Here is a 16289-nt window from a genome sequence, read left to right as displayed (position 1 = left end):
TCTATTTTCGTTTTAATCTCTGTTTACGGCGGTTTTTCCCTTCTGCCATCGCCTGTTTGCGGAGATTAGATGATTCAGTGACAGCTTGCTTTTCTTCCTTCACGCCATGTATCTTCTTCAGTTCTGCAGCCAAAGATGCAATCGTTGGATGACTATACATCATGACCACTGGAACCTCTATCCCATAAATTGATTTAATATGACCGCTCATCTGCAGCAGATCAAGGGAAGTCGCACCCATTTCAAAGAAGTTCTCATTTACATCCGGTTCATGAGGAAAAAATGAGCGGAGTACATCACTTAATGATGCTTCTAGACGATCATCTATGACCTGCAATGTTTGTTGAGTCGGTCCTTCTTCCTGCTGCATAGGTGTTAATCGGTGTTTGATTCTCTCTCTCATGTCTCGAACAGAAACAAGAATTTGAGGATAATCTAGACGCAGCACTTCATGAAAGGCCTTGATTCCTGCCTCTGGTGAAATTCCCGCCTGCTCCTCGAGCGCCATCATGTCATTGACTTTAGAAGCTAATGCTGAGTCGTGTGCCATACCGACTTTTTCCCATCGATCCCAGTTTAAAGAAATCACTGGCTTTCCTTCCTGTCTCTTCGCATGGGCAAAGCTGTCCATAAAAGCATTGGAAGCCGCATATGCCACTTGTCCAGCCGCTCCAAGAAAGGATACTAAGGATGAACATAGTAAAAAGAAGTCGAGCGTTTCATTCTTCAGTGCTTCATCCAGCACATAAGTCCCGTTGATTTTTGCCTGACACATGCGAATTTCATCGTCTGCTGTTCTTGCTTGGATGATCTTCCCATCTGCCTCTCCTGCCGCATGGATGACCCCATGTAAGTCACCAAACGTTGTATGAGCCAGCTCGACTGCTTTCTGCACAGCGTCTTTATCTGACACATCACCGTGTACAGTTAGTACATCAGCGCCTAACTCTTCAAGAGTCATCAGCTTTTTGATGGTTTCAGCTTCTTTCCCATCCGCATCACGCAGTTCATCCCATGCAGGGCGTTCACGTATCTGTGATCGGCTGAGGAATACCAGTTTTGCTTGATACGTTTCTGCTAAATGTTGAGCTAGTGTGAAGCCAATGCCTCCCATACCGCCGGTCAGGAGGTAAATCCCATGAGTCCTGAAAGGCTGCGCGGACGATTCCTTTTTGCTTAAAGGTGTACTTGAAGCTTTTCGACCCCACCTGCTGTTCCCCCGATACGCCACGACTGCCTCTTGATCTTGCATTGCAATCTCGTATGAAAGAAATAGCGGCCAGTCCGCCTTTGTTTCCTGACATAAATCAATGTGCTGACATACAATGTGCTGATATTCTTGAGGAATGGTCAGAGCTAATCCAGTACATGTTGCTTGAAGAGGATTGACCTTTTCCATTCCGATGACATCATGCGCTTGATTTGTCACAAGATGAAGCCGGATGGTTGTGTTATGATGCTGGCTGATGAGCCTGACGAGATCAAGCACAGATAAGTAGTTTGGCTGATCACCTGTATCTTCTGTTAGTTCATCCTGCATCCAGATGATCTCTTCCGGTATAAATCCAGATCGTTGCAGTTCAGCCATAACCCACTCTAAGTGTGACAGCATATGAACGTCGGCTTTCATCAACTGGTCATTTTCTTTAATCGTATGATCACTTTGACAGACACTGACAACCTCTGCATGACGTTCTTTCAAATAGTCGCCAATATGACCACTTTTCTCAAAAACCAAGATACGCTTCCCATGATGATGCTGCTCTTTTAGTACAGGTGCAGAGCGCTCCCATACCGGAATGTAAAACCAGTCTTCAAAATCAGCGGAGAATTTCTCTCCCTTTTCTGATGGCGCCAAAGCAGTCATCAGTTGATCTGCTTTAAACTGCGGGGAGGGAAATATTTGATGCTCGAATGGATATGTTGGCAGTGACACTCGATATGGATTCTTGTTTTTTCTAACAGCGCTCCAGCTCGGTTCCACGCCAAAACTCCATAGCTTCCCTATAGCCTTTTTCATATATTCATCATCAGTAGCTTGTTCTTTTGGATGTCTCACCAATGAAACAGCCGCTGCTTTGTTCACATCATAGTCATCATGTCGTCTCACAAATTGAGTCAACGTATGACCTGGACCCACTTCAATGAAAACCACTTCTCCAAGTCCAAATAACGTCTCTAATCCTTGACTAAATAAAACAGGCTGTCTGATATGAGATGCCCAGTAATCAGGGGATGAGGCTTGCTCATGTGTTAACCAGTTCCCTGTCACATTCGAAAGAATCGGAATCTCGCCCTGTTGATAGGTGATCTCTGAGAGAACGTTCTTAAACTGTTTGGACGCTTCAGCCATCATACTCGTATGAAAGGCGTGAGAGGTTTTCAATGTTTGGACAGAAGCTCCTCTTTTTTCAGCTTGGTCGAGATAGATCTGTAGTCGTTCTGAAGGACCGGAAACAACAGATAATTGTGAGCTATTCACCGCAGAAAGCTCGACACCTTCAGGAAGATCCTGTTCAATCTCTTCGGCAGGGAGTGACACTCCGGCCATTTCACCCCGAGGCATTTTTTGCATCAAACTACCTCTTTTTAAAACGATACGGATTGCATCTTCGAGGCGTATGATACCCGCCACGCAGGCAGCCGTGATTTCTCCAATGCTATGACCAATGAAATAATGCGGACGTATGCCTAGTCCCATCAGCTTCGATGCGAGCGCATACTCAAAACTAAACAAGATGATTTGTGTATATGATGTTTGCTGCATGAGTTGTTCTGCTTTAGTGAACTCTTCTTCGGTTGTTGGATATAACACGTTCTCGATCTCAACACCTGATAAAGATAGAATGATGGCAAAACATGTCTGAAGCGTTTGTTTAAATTCAGGATCTTTCTCATATAAATCTTTGCCCATATTCACATACTGAGCACCTTGTCCAGAAAACATCCAGACGATTGCAGGCTGTTGAAAGGCCTTTTGCGGCTGTCCGGCTGACTGGAATGTGCGGTCAGGACCTGCAAGAAAAGCTTGTCGATAAGGAAAATGCTTTCGTCCCTCTTGCAGTGTAAAGGCAGCCTCGGATAGTGTGACACGCTTTTGTTCTTTTAAATAAGATGTCATTTGTTCAGCAGATTTTTGAACCGCCTGCTTCGATCTTGCAGAAATCACCATTAGTTCATGATCTCTTTCTACTGACGGCTTGTCGGCGGCGGGTGCCTCTTCCATGATCAGGTGTACATTCGTTCCACCGACTCCAAATGAACTAACTCCGGCTCGCAAAGGCTGCTCTGTTTTCGTCCATGGTACAGGTGTTGTATTGACATAAAATGGACTGGTTTCAAATTCAATTTTCGGATTTGGTTTTTTATAATGAAGGCTAGGTGGCAACATCTGGTGGTACAGACTAAGCGTTGTCTTGATAAAACCTGCAACCCCTGCCGCTGAGTCAAGATGGCCAATATTGGTTTTCACAGACCCAATCGCACAAAACTGTTTTTTATCCGTTTGAAAGGCTTTCTTTAGTGACTCAATTTCAACCGGATCTCCAAGAGTTGTACCTGTGCCATGTGCTTCAATATAAGAAATACTCTCAGCTTCTACACGACTGATGTTGAGTGCCTTTTTAATCACTTCGCTTTGTCCTTCTATACTTGGTGCTGTGTAGCCAACCTTCCGCCCGCCATCATTGTTATACGCTGAACCTTTAATCACGCCATAGATATGGTCCTTATCTTTTAGTGCCTGCTTTAAAGATTTGAGCACAACAACACCGCAACCTTCACCACCAACGGTGCCTTCTGCCTGTCCATCAAAAGCCCGGCAGTGCCCATCTGGAGACATGATCATGCCCTCTTGATACATGTATCCTTTTTTGTGAGGAGTCGTAATCGTGACGCCGCCTGCGAGAGCCATTTTACATTCTCCGGTAATCAGAGCGCGCGCCGCCATATGAATGGCAGTCAAAGAGGAGGAACAAGCTGTGTCAACAGCTACGCTCGGCCCCTTCAAATTCAATTTGTAGGATACTTTTGTGTTCATGAAGTCTTTATCTGTTAACTGAACAGCCGCAAATTGTTCAGATGAGTGATTCGTTCTCATCAGCATGGAAGCAGCTTGCCAATATAAATTAGCAGAAGCGGCTCCAAATAAACCAATCGGTTCCTGATAGGTTTCAGGGTTATAGCCTGCATCTTCAAGAGATTCCCACGCCACCTCATGAAACATGCGGATTTGCGGGTCCATGACTTCTGCTTCACGCTGTGAATAACCAAAGAAATCTGCATCAAAGTGGTCATGCTGATCGACTGCTCCTTTGGCACGTACATATTGCTCATGATCTAATGCTTCTTCCTCAACCCCTGCCTCAAGCAGCTCTTCCTTCGAAAAGAACGTAATGGACTCTCTTCCATTTGCAAGGTTGTCCCAAAAGTGATGAATATTATTTGCTCCCGGAAAACGGCAGGCCATCCCAACCACCGCAACCTCTAATCCTGTGAACTTACTCATCTATCATCCCGCCTAACAGTTGAGCGGCACTTTCTAAGTCATCCGCTTCATTTTCTCCATCATCTTCGATTTGTTTCTCTTGCCCTGATGCTTTGTTTTTTAATTGAGCAGCTATTTGTGAAACAGTTGTAAATTGGAACAGCTCCATCACTGTCAGCTCCTGCTGGAATTCCTCTTTCACTTTATTAGACAGCTCAACGATATTAAAAGAGTTCCCGCCTAAGTCAAAAAACGGTTCATCTATACGAATCTGCGAAGCAGGAACTTGTAAAATAGAAGCGAAAATACGAACAAGCTTCTGCTCTGTTTCATTATGTGCTTGAATGGTCACAGGCTCTTGATGGTCTGCAAGCTGATCTTCTGGATTCGGCAGTGCTTGTATATCCAATTTCCCCGATAGATTCAAAGGAAATTGCTCTATTTGGATGATATGTCTCGGCACCATATAACCTGGTAATCTTTCACTTAAAGACTGACGAAGCGCACGCTGATCTATCACTTGTTTTGCTATCATATATGCGCAAATGTATTGGTCCTGATTCTGTGCTTCCTTAGGAATGACAATGACATCTTGAACCAGTCCTTGCATATGCGGGTCATCAAGAATCGCTCTACGTATTTCCTCTAGCTCAATTCGATACCCCCTAATTTTCACTTGACCGTCGTTTCTCTTGGCAAATTCTAATAAACCATCAAACCGCCATCTTGCAAGGTCTCCCGTACCGTATAACATCCCGCTGCTCAGCTCTGGTTTTTTGATAAATTTCTCCTTGCTCAGATCAGGGTGATTGATGTACCCACGACCTACACCATCGCCTGCTATATATAACTCTCCAAAGACGCCAATCGGAACTGGCTCTCCATGCGCGTCACATATGAAAATATGTTCATTGGGCATCGGCTGCCCAATAGGAATGACTTGCTCATCCCAATCTTGAGGAATCAAAAAGGATGACGACTGAACCGTACATTCAGTCGGCCCATACGCATTAATCATGATTGGTTTTTCACCTGATATATGCTGTAAAAATTGATCCATCAGCTCTTTTGTGAACACCTCTCCGCCCACCAGCATCATCTTCAACGCTGGTAAGTCTTGTTTTGATTGCACGGCTGCCTTGTTCATCAGCTTTAAATGAGAGGGGGTCACATCAGACAGCTGAATGTGATGTTCTTGGTAAAACGACCATAACGCATGCCCGTCCATACGGACTTCATCTTTGGCAATATGCAACGTCTGGCCAAGGAGCAATGCTGGGAACAATGTTTGAACAGACGCATCAAAAATGTGTGAAGCCAGCATCCCTACTTGCAGAGGATCAGGGAGCAGATCAAAAAAGCGCGTTTTCATTCCATATACCAAATTAATGACATGACGATGTTCGATAACGACACCTTTCGGATGCCCTGTTGTACCTGATGTATACAGGACATACGCCATATCCGAAGGTGAGATAGCCCTAGTCAAATTCTCTTTTATTGATGATTTTTGAAGCATGTCTTGAATCACATGAACCTCAATATCCAATCCTTCGTGTCCTTCTGTATCCGAGACAATAGCTGTTGCGCCGCTGTTTTTGAGCATATACCGAATTCTTTCGATCGGCAGATGGACATCAATTGGTAAATAAGCATAGCCAGCCTTTAAGATGCCAAGAATGGCGATGACTAGTTCAGCAGATCGATACATTCTGAGTCCAACAGGAGTCTCACGTGTTATCTGACTTTGAGATAGTCTACACGCAATGCGATCTGATAAATAATCAACCTCTTCATATGTATAGGAGGTGGTGCCAAACACAACAGCCGTTCTTGCTGGATGTAATTGGACTTGTTGTTGAAATAACGACACAATATCACGATCCACTGGATAATCGAGCGACTCCCCTTGAAACGAATCAAACAGCTGACTTTTCTCCATGTCAGATAAAAATGAATGTGTGCACATCATTTGCTCAGACGTTTCGAGACATTGCTCTGTGAATCTCATGAAATGATTGGAGAACTGCTCTATCATTTGGTCATCATAAATGGAATCATCCCAGTGAACTTCAGCATGAAGGTGATCTTGTTCTTTCTTCCAAACAATAAGCACATCCGCATGTAGCTGTTCTCTGTTGGTTTGCCCATGCAAAGGCTCATATGCACATGCTAGATTGACACGCTTCTTGTCTTCTCCTACTGATCGCCAAAGCTCATCCATTAAAATATGAACAGGATAGTTTTGATGACGCACTGCCTCCTGAAACGATTGTTTCACTGCCTCTAGCCCTGCGCTAAAGCTCATATGAGGCTCAATTTCTGCCTTAAGCGGTAGCATATGATTGATGGCAGATTGATGAGCAGACTGTTCCATTGTAGGAACAGTCACCATCAACTCAGTTTTTCCGCTATAACGTTGAAGCAAGCCAAAAGCTGCTGTGGTTAGCACAATAAACAGGCGCAAATCAGACTCTCCACATAATTGCTTTAACGAATGATTCATAGCCACAGGGAAGGACGAATGAAGCGATCGGTTCATTGCAGCAGACTTGGCTTGTGAAACCGTATGAGGAATGCGGCCATCAAGCTGGACACCTGATAAAATCGATGTCCAGTAGGCTCTTTCCCTCACCCTTTCCTTCGCCGCTGCTTTCAGTTGAAAATCATCATGTTCAATCACTCTTCCATTCACCTCTTTACTTATATTTTCAAGTCATCTAATTCGAAAAGAGATACGTCATCTAATTGCTGGAATGAAGAAGTCAGTTCGATCTCCTCTATTCTTACAACATCTACTGAAACAGCCCGCATGATGTCTTTCAGCAAGCCCGCTATCCGCTCGATGGTTTCCTTTGTGAAAAGCTCAGTATTATATTCAATCGTTGAAGAAAGACCGTCTTCCTGCTCATACGCAATCCAAAGTAAATCAAAGCGTGACGTTCCTGTCTCATACGGATAATCACTAAAGGTTAAGCCGCCTACCTTCAGTTCTGGCTGATTCATATTTTGCAAGGCGAACACTGCATCAAACAATAAATTCCGGCTGACACTCCGGCTTAACTGGAGGTCTTGAACCATTTGTTCATATTGATAGTCTTGATGTCCGAAATCATCAACTACATGTGCTTTCACATCCTGCAAGAATTGCTGATACGTCAGCTCTGCTTTAGGATACAAACGAAGTGGCAGCATATTGACAAAAATACCGATCACTTGCTGCAGCTCCTCTTGTTTTCTCCCTGCCACCGGAACCCCGACCGTGATATCTGATTGTCCGCTTAATTTATGAAGCAAAATATGATATACACTTAACAAGCCCATAAACAGTGTGGCGTCTTCCTTTAAAATCACCTGCTTAAACACGTTCAGCTCCGCTTCTTCTATACGGAATGTATAATGTCCGCCGCGGAATTGTCTCACCTCTGGTCGATCGAAATCTGTTGGCAGGTCAAGTAGCGGGGCACCCTCTAACCGACCTTTCCAGTAATCACTCGATTCTTTCAGTGCTTCTGATGCTAGCATGTCATTTTGCCATTCTGAAAAATCTTTATATTGCAGAGCGAGAGGTTCAAGCGTCCTGCCGTCATATAATTGCATAAAGTCATTGACCAAAATATCTTGAGAAAGACCGTCTGAGATAATGTGGTGCATGTCCAGCATGAGCACGAATTCCTCTTCTGCCAGTTTCATCACACCGACTCTCATCAATGGGGCTTCACTTAATGTAAAGGCAGTCAAAAATTGTTCAATCACTTGTTTTTGCTCTTCCTCAGCTCCTTGTGTTGATCCGTTAGTGAGGTCAAATAAGGTGACTGCAAATGGTACCTCTTCTTCAATCTTTTGATAAGGGACACCATTCTCTAGTACAAAAGCAGTCCGCAAACTTTCGTGTCTCTTAATAAGCTGCTGAAATGCCCATTCCAATCTGCTAATATCGAGTTTCCCTTTGATTCGTCCCGCTTTAAACTCGTTGTATCCTGTGCTGTTTACATCCATTTGCTGCATGAGATACAACCGTTTTTGGGCAGACGACAGAGGATAATGCTCCTTCACTTCGGCTTTTCCAATCGCATGATAAGCAGCAGTATCTGCTTGATCGATGTATGCTGCCATTAATCGTATCGTAGGGATTTGGAAAAATTGTGGCAGCGTCAGCTCTACACTAAATGCACGATGAATGATGCCAATAAAGGTAATTGCCTTTAGAGAATCTCCACCCATTTCAAAAAAGTGATCATCTATACCAATTTCATCAATCTTAAAGAAAGCTTGCCAATGTTGGCTTAATGCTTTCTCCAGCTCTGTTTCTGGTGCCGCATAATTTGTGGAAAGCGCTGGCCGAGAATACAAGTTGCCATCTTGTTCATGCTCTCTGCCGCTCTCTTCCTCAAGCGATAAACGGTCTACATATCGGTGAATACGATCATGTAAAGATGTTGTCGAAATCACCATTTGTTCAACTTGATCCAGTGAAAGCAATCGTTCAAAGATCATTCTTCCTTCTTTTTCTGTAATTAACGCTTCCGTGACATCATCTCCGATTGGAAGATCAAGCTGCTTCCCCTGCTCAAATTCCCAGCCGTCAAAGCTAATGACAGACCATTGTGTTTCTGAACGTAGATTGCGTTCATACACGTACGCATCGATGAAATGATTCACAGCTGTATAGGCTGTAAAACCGAGTCCACCCAAGATCGGTGACAAAGATGATAGGACAAAACAGAAATCAAGGGATCGATCACCTAAAGCAGCATCAAGATGAAGTACACCATTCATCTTCGCTTCAAAATGCGGCTCCGAAAAAGTAACATCTGTTTGCTCCATCACCTGGAAAGATTGGTCGCCTGTCACTCCAGCTGCATAGATCACACCATCGATTTGCCCATATGACGTATCCACTGTGTGGATCAATTGCAGGATATCTTCTTTGTGACGAACGTCTACTTTCTGAATGAGAACATCTGCACCTGTCTCTTCCAGTGCCATTACTTTTTGTATTTTTTTCTTTGTTGGATCCTGATCATCATGTGTAGTTAGCCATTCTTGCCACTTGCTTCTATCAGGGAGTCCAGACCTGCTCGTTAAGATCAATGTTCCCTGCGTTTGTTCAGCCAAAGTCTGAGCGATATTCAATCCAATAAACCCAAGTCCGCCAATTAAAATGTACACACCATCTTTTTTAGCCAACTGAGCATGTCCCATTTCGGGAACTGAACCTTTCGCATACTTTTTCACATATCGCTTATTTCGTCGATAGACAGTGAGAAGTTGTCCATACGCTCGATCTAGCTCATCGCTTATCTGCCTTAGCAATCTCTTTTCTTGAACCCCATTTTCCACTGGGCGATCAATATCAAGTATGCGGTAACGTAAGTTCGGTGTTTCTTGTGAAATCACCATGGCAGGTCCTAAATGGACCGCTTTTTCAGGATAAAGTACAGGCTCACCGCCAACGGCATACGTCAATGAGGAAAGAACTGTGATTGATACCTTTTGGTCCACATATTTTTTCAGTGCCTGGCCGATATAAAGCAAGGAGTAATAACTATCTTGCTGCGTTTGTTTCACCCATTCTTCTTCCGTTTGAGATGGCAGTCTTTCTGAAAGCCCCCTTAGATGACAAACTTTTGACACGTTAATTTTGTCATCTACTAGATTTGATATGAGCCTTTCATAATCAGATGGCTCATGTGACCGAATGGTATAGCTTTTTTCGTCATGCTTCGTAAAATCATTTCCTTTACGAACCACTACGGACTCGCTTCGTTTCATCAGGAGCTCAGCCGCAACCTTCTCTCCAAATGCAGATGGATCTGCAAACAAAAGCAAGGCTCCGTCAGACGTATCTTCTGATGGCACGCAAGGTAAAAGATCCGCTTCCCAATGAGGGGTATAGAACCATTCATCCATTTGCTGCTTTCGTCCAGACTGCTTTGGTTTTTCTTGTTTCACACGATCTGCTGCATCATACCAATAGGAGGTTTGATCAAACGCATACGTTGGCAGCGGTATTTTCCACGGCTGACGGTTTAGATGGAACTTGTCCCAATCAATGGATAATCCGTTTGTCCAGAGGCGTCCCATTTGACCAAGTAAAAATTCCGTATCTGTCACATCTTGTTTTGCATGCCTTAACACATGACATACATGCTGGTTCAGGCCGTTCAGCGACCGGTTGACCATCACGCTTAGATCTTGTCCTGGCCCTATCTCAATTAATTGAATATTGTCCTCTTGTAAAATATTTGTGATGCCTTCAGCAAAGCGAACTGTATCGGTCATATGTCTTTTCCAATAAGACATATCTTTCGCACTCGTATCTGTCATCCAATCTCCTGACAAATTCGAAATGAATGGAATGCGAAGCGACTTGGCTTTCATATGCGTTAATTTTTCTCCGAATTGCTCCGCTGCCTCTTTCATGACATGTGAGTGGGCGGCAATGGTTCCGCCTAATCGCATACACATCAATCTGTTGCTTTTCAGCTCTTGTTCAAATTCACTTATCGCCTCTTCAAGACCTGACACGATACATGATGAATTATTGACAACTGCGAGAGAAATATTTTTTGGAAGCATCGGTTTTAGCTCTGCCTCAGGTAATGGAACACTCATCATGACGCCAGCTGGTGACGACTGCATCGCATTTGCACGATAGGCGACCATGGACATTGCGTCCTTTAAGCTGAATAGCCCTGATATGGCGGCTGCCGTTAATTCTCCAAAGCTATAACCGATCATTGCATCAGGACGAACGCCCCATTCAATGAAAAGCATGGATAAGGCATATTCAATGGCAAAAATGGCTGGCTGTGCATATTGAGTACTTGCCAATTGTTCACGCGCCTTTTCTGCTTCAGCCGCTAATGGGTACAGAATACGAGCAAGACTTCGCCCAGTTGCTTCTTCATATGCTTGAAAACAAGCATCCATTTGCTGTTTAAAGTAAGGCTCTTCCTGGTACAAATCTAATCCCATATTGAGATATTGATTGCCTTGTCCAGAAAACATAAAAACAATCTTTTGTTTCTCCACATGCGAATGCATGAGCTTTCCAATGCCCTTGCCTTGCTTTTCCCTTAATACACGCAAAGCATCTTCTCTGCTTGCCGCAACAAATGTCTGACGGAAACCAAAGGGTTGTCTTCCTGTTTGCAGCGTATAGGCTGCATCTGCCAAATTAATAGAAGGCGTGTTTTCTATCTGACTTGCGAGTTTTTCTTTCATTCGTTCCAAGCTCGTTTTGCTCTTTGCTGAAAGAACAAGAAGCTCAGCAGAACGAGGCATTTGCTGACGATCTCTTTGTGGTGCTTCTTCTAATATGACATGTGCATTCGTTCCACCCATTCCAAATGAGCTCACCCCAGCCCGCCGCAAATGGGAAGCTGGCTGCTTCCAGTCGGTCAGGTCAGTATTGACAAAGAAAGGGCTATGTTCAAATGCAATGTTTTCATTGGCTTTTTTGAAGTGAAGACTAGGTACAAAAGTGTGATGCTCAAGCGAAAGCACAGCTTTGATCAAGCCAGCTGCTCCTGCTGCTGCATCCAAATGTCCAATATTGGTTTTCACAGACCCAATACGGCAAAATTGTTTTTTCTCTGTGTCGAAGGCCTTTGTGAGCGCCTCTATTTCAATCGGATCACCAAGTGATGTGCCCGTTCCATGTGTTTCCACATATTCAATCGTCTCTGGTGAAACATCTGCTTGATGGAGGGCATCCTGAATGACACGTGTCTGTCCCTCAACACTTGGAGCATTGAAACCAACCTTTTGATCACCATCATTGTTGATGGCAGAGCCTTTAATGACCGCATAAATATGGTCACCATCTTCTATGGCTTCACTAAGTGCTTTTAAAGCAACAAGACCAACACCATCTCCGCCAACTGTTCCATCTGCTTGATCGTCAAAGGCGCGGCAATGGCCATCGCTTGATTTCACCATGTTCTGCTGATAAACGTAGCCTGATTTCACTGGGTGCAGGATCGACACACCTCCAGCAAGCGCTACATCTGAATCACCATTCGCAATGGATTGACAGGCCAAATGCAAAGCGACCAAAGAAGTTGAACAAGCGGTTTGCAGCGTGAGCGCCGGTCCTTTCAAATTCAATTTATGGGCAATTCTTGTACTTACGGTATACGTATCATTGAGTGAACCCACTTCAAACAGCTCTGACATACTGCTATCAAGGGAAGAGGCAAAACGCTGAATCCATTGGAAGTTCGATGTGGACCCAGTAAACAAGCCGACCTTACCCGCATAATCTTCTTGGACATACCCCGCATCTTCCAGCGCCTTATAGGCATACTCATGCAGGAGGCGTATTTGTGGATCCATCATTTCTGCCTGACCTGGCGAATAGCCGAAGAAGGATGCATCAAATAAATCAGGTCCATCAATTACACCTTTTGCCCTCACATAATCGGATCGCTCAAAGGTTTGACGATCAATACCTGCTTCAAGAAGTTCTTCATCGGAAAAGAAGGAAATTGATTCTTCTCCATTCTTCAAATTTCGCCAAAATGCCTCAACATTTTTCGCACCTGGGAATTTACCAGCCATTCCAATAATGGCAATCGGCTCATTGGCTTTTCTTATCTTTTGATTTACAGACTGCGTGTCTGCCGCTACCTGCTCTGCATCTCCGCTTACATATGAGGCAAGCTCTCTAATCGTTGGACGGCGGAACATTTCGACCATTGGAATGCTTTGATTCAATTGCTTAGCGAGCTGTTGATTGACGTGAATCAAATTGAGTGAATGCCCGCCAATGTCAAAGAATTTGTCATGGACACTTACCTCATCTAAGCCGAGGACTTTTTTCCAAATGTCTTGGATGACCTTCTCCGTATCAGAAAGATGGTCAGAGCCCGCCTGTTTTTTCGTTTGTTGCGCTTGTTTCAACGCAGGTAAAGCTCGTTTATCTAGTTTGCCATTAGCAGTCAGTGGCATATCGTCTAATTGAACAAAGTGAGTAGGGATCATATAATCAGGCAACTGATCAGTCAACGCTTGTTTTATTGCCGCTTGATCAAGTATGGCTGTCGTGACAACATATGCGGTCAAGCATGGTGTACCAGAAACATCTGGCTTTACAACAACAGCTGCTGCTTTTATTTCTGGCTGTTCATTCAGCCAAAATTCTATTTCACCTGTTTCAATCCGGTAACCTCTCAGCTTCACTTGATCATCATTTCGACCTAAAAATTGAATGAGTCCATTAGGGAGAATGCGCGCTGCATCACCTGTTTTATAAATTTTTTCACCTGGCTGGAAAGGGTGATCGACGAACCTTTCTTCGGTTAGTTCTGGGCGATTCAAATAGCCTTTTGCGACACCTTTTCCGCCAATATATAATTCACCGACGGCTCCTTCCGGCATAAGATTCATATGTCTGTCAAACAGAAGAATATCTGTATGCTGTGCAGGCTTTCCAATCGGTACATACACGTCTTGATCAAGGTCTTGGTCATATCGATGAATCATGCAGCCAACGACCGTTTCAGTTGGTCCATATTCATTCACAATTTCAATTGGCTGCGGGAAGGACTGCTGAATGGATTTCGCTAAAGATGTTTCCAGCTGTTCTCCGCCTAAAATGAAACATTTCATTTGGCTGTCTGGGAAAGACAAATGCTTAATAAACTGTAAATGAGATGGTGTCAGTTTCATCACATGTACGCGATTGTCTTTTATGATGTCTTCGACAAGCAACTGCCGGTTTTCATGGTGATAAATCATGATGGTATTTCCTGAAATGAGCGGTGTGAAAATAGAAGTAACCGTCAAGTCAAAGGACAGTGAGGTATACAAAGCAAAATGCCTTGTTTCTCCTCGAACATATACTTGCTTCGCCCAATCAATATAGTTGGCTAAGCCAAGATGATGAATGAGTACTCCTTTTGGTCTTCCGGTCGTTCCTGATGTATAAATGCAGTAGGCTGTTTGTTCTGAGGTGATGGCTTCTGCCAAGTTGTCTGATGGTCCGGTATATAGATCCGGCTGCGTGATATCAATTTTTTCTCCATGATAGGCATAGGTGAGCCCTTTTATTGGATGAGTTAAGAGCCATTCTACTCCGCTGTCTTCTAATAGATATTCTATTCGTTCCTGAGGATATTCAGGATCAATCGGCACGTATGCACCACCAGCTTTTAAGATCGCTAAGCATGATATGACCATTTCAATGGAATGCTCTGCTAAAATGCCGACACGCTGCTCCTGTTTGACCCCTTTGTTTTGTAAATAATGTGCGAGCTGGTTCACTCTCTTATTGAGTTGTTCATATGTAACCTTCGTATCGCCAAACTCAACTGCGGCTGCCGCTGGCGTTCGCTCTACTTGTGCTTCAAATAGATCAATCACGGTTGGCTCATTGCTAGAGGTTGCTCCGCCATATTGCTGGAAGACAGCTAACTGCTTTTCTTTCTCTTCTTCTGATAGCAGCTGTAGTTGAGCAGCAGATTTGTGCGGATGAGCACATGCATCAGACAGGAGATGAAGAAAATGCTGACACCACTTTTCAATTTGCTCAGCTGAAAAGCTGACGGGGTTATACACCAATGAAAAGTGCAGCTGATCATCAAACGCCTGAACACTAAGCGTCAGGTCAAACTCTGTCTGCTCAGTCATCTCAAATCCACGAATACGAATTGGCTGATCGTTTTTCGTGAGCATTTGATCTAGTGGATAGTTCTCAATGACGACGATTGAATCAAATAATGATTGCTCTGCCGTCATTCCTGCATATTTCTTTAAGTCAGATAGCGGGGTATGTTCATATTCATTCCTTACAGCGATCTCACGGCTCACTTCCTGCATCTGTTCAAGGATAGGCCGCTCCTGTTCGAATGAGACTCGTAGCGGTAATGTGTTAATGAACAATCCAGTCATCTTTTCAATATGAGGGACATCCGCATTTCTCCCTGATACTGTTGTCCCAAAGACAATATCATCTTGGTTCGCGTACTTAGATAGCAGAACTCCCCACAGCGTATACATCACAGATGCCAGTGTCACATCATATTGATTCGTGAATTTGCTCAAGCTCTCCGCAATGGAAGTATCCACTTGATGTTCATATTTATGAAAAGACTCTGACTCTTCATACGCGCCGCTTGACTTCGGAAGCAGTTCTGAATAACTCCAGCCGTTGAAAACACTTTTCCAATAGGCGGCTTGTGCTTCTGTTTGCTGAAGGTTTTTCTGCTGCCATTTAACAAAGGATTTGTAGGACGGCCTTTGTTCAAGAAGAGGTTTGTCCCCATTCGATAAGCGTTCATATGCACTCATCCAATCGCTTAATACAATCCCAAGGCTCCATCCGTCCAATAAAATGTGATGGAAGCTAATGAGAACCCAGCTGACTTCATCATTCACCTCACATAACGTTAGGCGAAATGGGACTTCCTGCAGATCAAAGCGTTCTTCACGGTTCTGTGCCGTCACCTCTTCTTTCAGCACATGAAGAGGCTCCTTCGCTTGTGTCAAATCACGATAACGAATGTCTGGCTGATGCTCCTTCAGCACAATTTGTACTGGCCTTGCGAGCTCCTGCCATCTGAACAATGTTCTAAGCATTTCATGCTGTTTGGTGACATTCGTCCATGACTGTTCAAACATGTCTCGATCTATCGGTCCGTCTATTTCGATCAGCAGTTGTTCAAAATAAGCTGTTCCGTTCGGTTCCATTAAATGATGAAACAGCAATCCTTCTTGAATCGTAGTGACACCTAACATATTTTCAATGTTCTGTTTATCCAGCTTCTGCGGCTGTAAAGCCATGGGATCATCTCCT

General features: G+C 43.9%; 3 protein-coding genes. All 3 read right to left on the bottom strand.

All coding sequences use genetic code 11. From position 1 onward, the window contains the following. Position 1: 1 nt before the first annotated feature. From GPS65_RS12505 to GPS65_RS12495, 3 genes are read right to left on the bottom strand one after another with little or no spacing between them, the layout of a single operon-like run. A complete protein-coding gene (locus GPS65_RS12505) occupies positions 2-4507 on the bottom strand; it encodes a type I polyketide synthase (protein ID WP_119124520.1) in 4506 nt (1501 codons plus the stop codon). Continuing rightward, positions 4500-7169: a non-ribosomal peptide synthetase gene (locus GPS65_RS12500; RefSeq protein ID WP_119124519.1), complete on the bottom strand. Its 2670-nt coding sequence runs from the start codon at positions 7167-7169 to the stop codon at positions 4500-4502. The genes GPS65_RS12505 and GPS65_RS12500 overlap by 8 nt, the downstream gene beginning before the upstream one ends. 20 nt (positions 7170-7189) lie before the next feature. Beyond that, positions 7190-16276, bottom strand: coding sequence for a non-ribosomal peptide synthetase/type I polyketide synthase (locus GPS65_RS12495; protein WP_144481931.1), 9087 nt, complete (start codon positions 16274-16276; stop codon positions 7190-7192). Positions 16277-16289 lie beyond the last annotated feature (13 nt).

Source organism: Bacillus pumilus, assembly GCF_009937765.1.
In the GTDB taxonomy this organism is placed as follows: domain Bacteria; phylum Bacillota; class Bacilli; order Bacillales; family Bacillaceae; genus Bacillus; species Bacillus pumilus_O.
This window is presented reverse-complemented; position numbering and strand designations above follow the sequence as displayed.

What these genes read in the sequence shown, in the direction of transcription:
- GPS65_RS12495 (WP_144481931.1), bottom strand. Translation starts at nt 16,276, where the DNA reads ATGGCTTTACAGCCGCAGAAGCTGGATAAACAGAACATTGAAAATATG.
- GPS65_RS12505 (WP_119124520.1), bottom strand. Translation starts at nt 4,507, where the DNA reads ATGAGTAAGTTCACAGGATTAGAGGTTGCGGTGGTTGGGATGGCCTGC.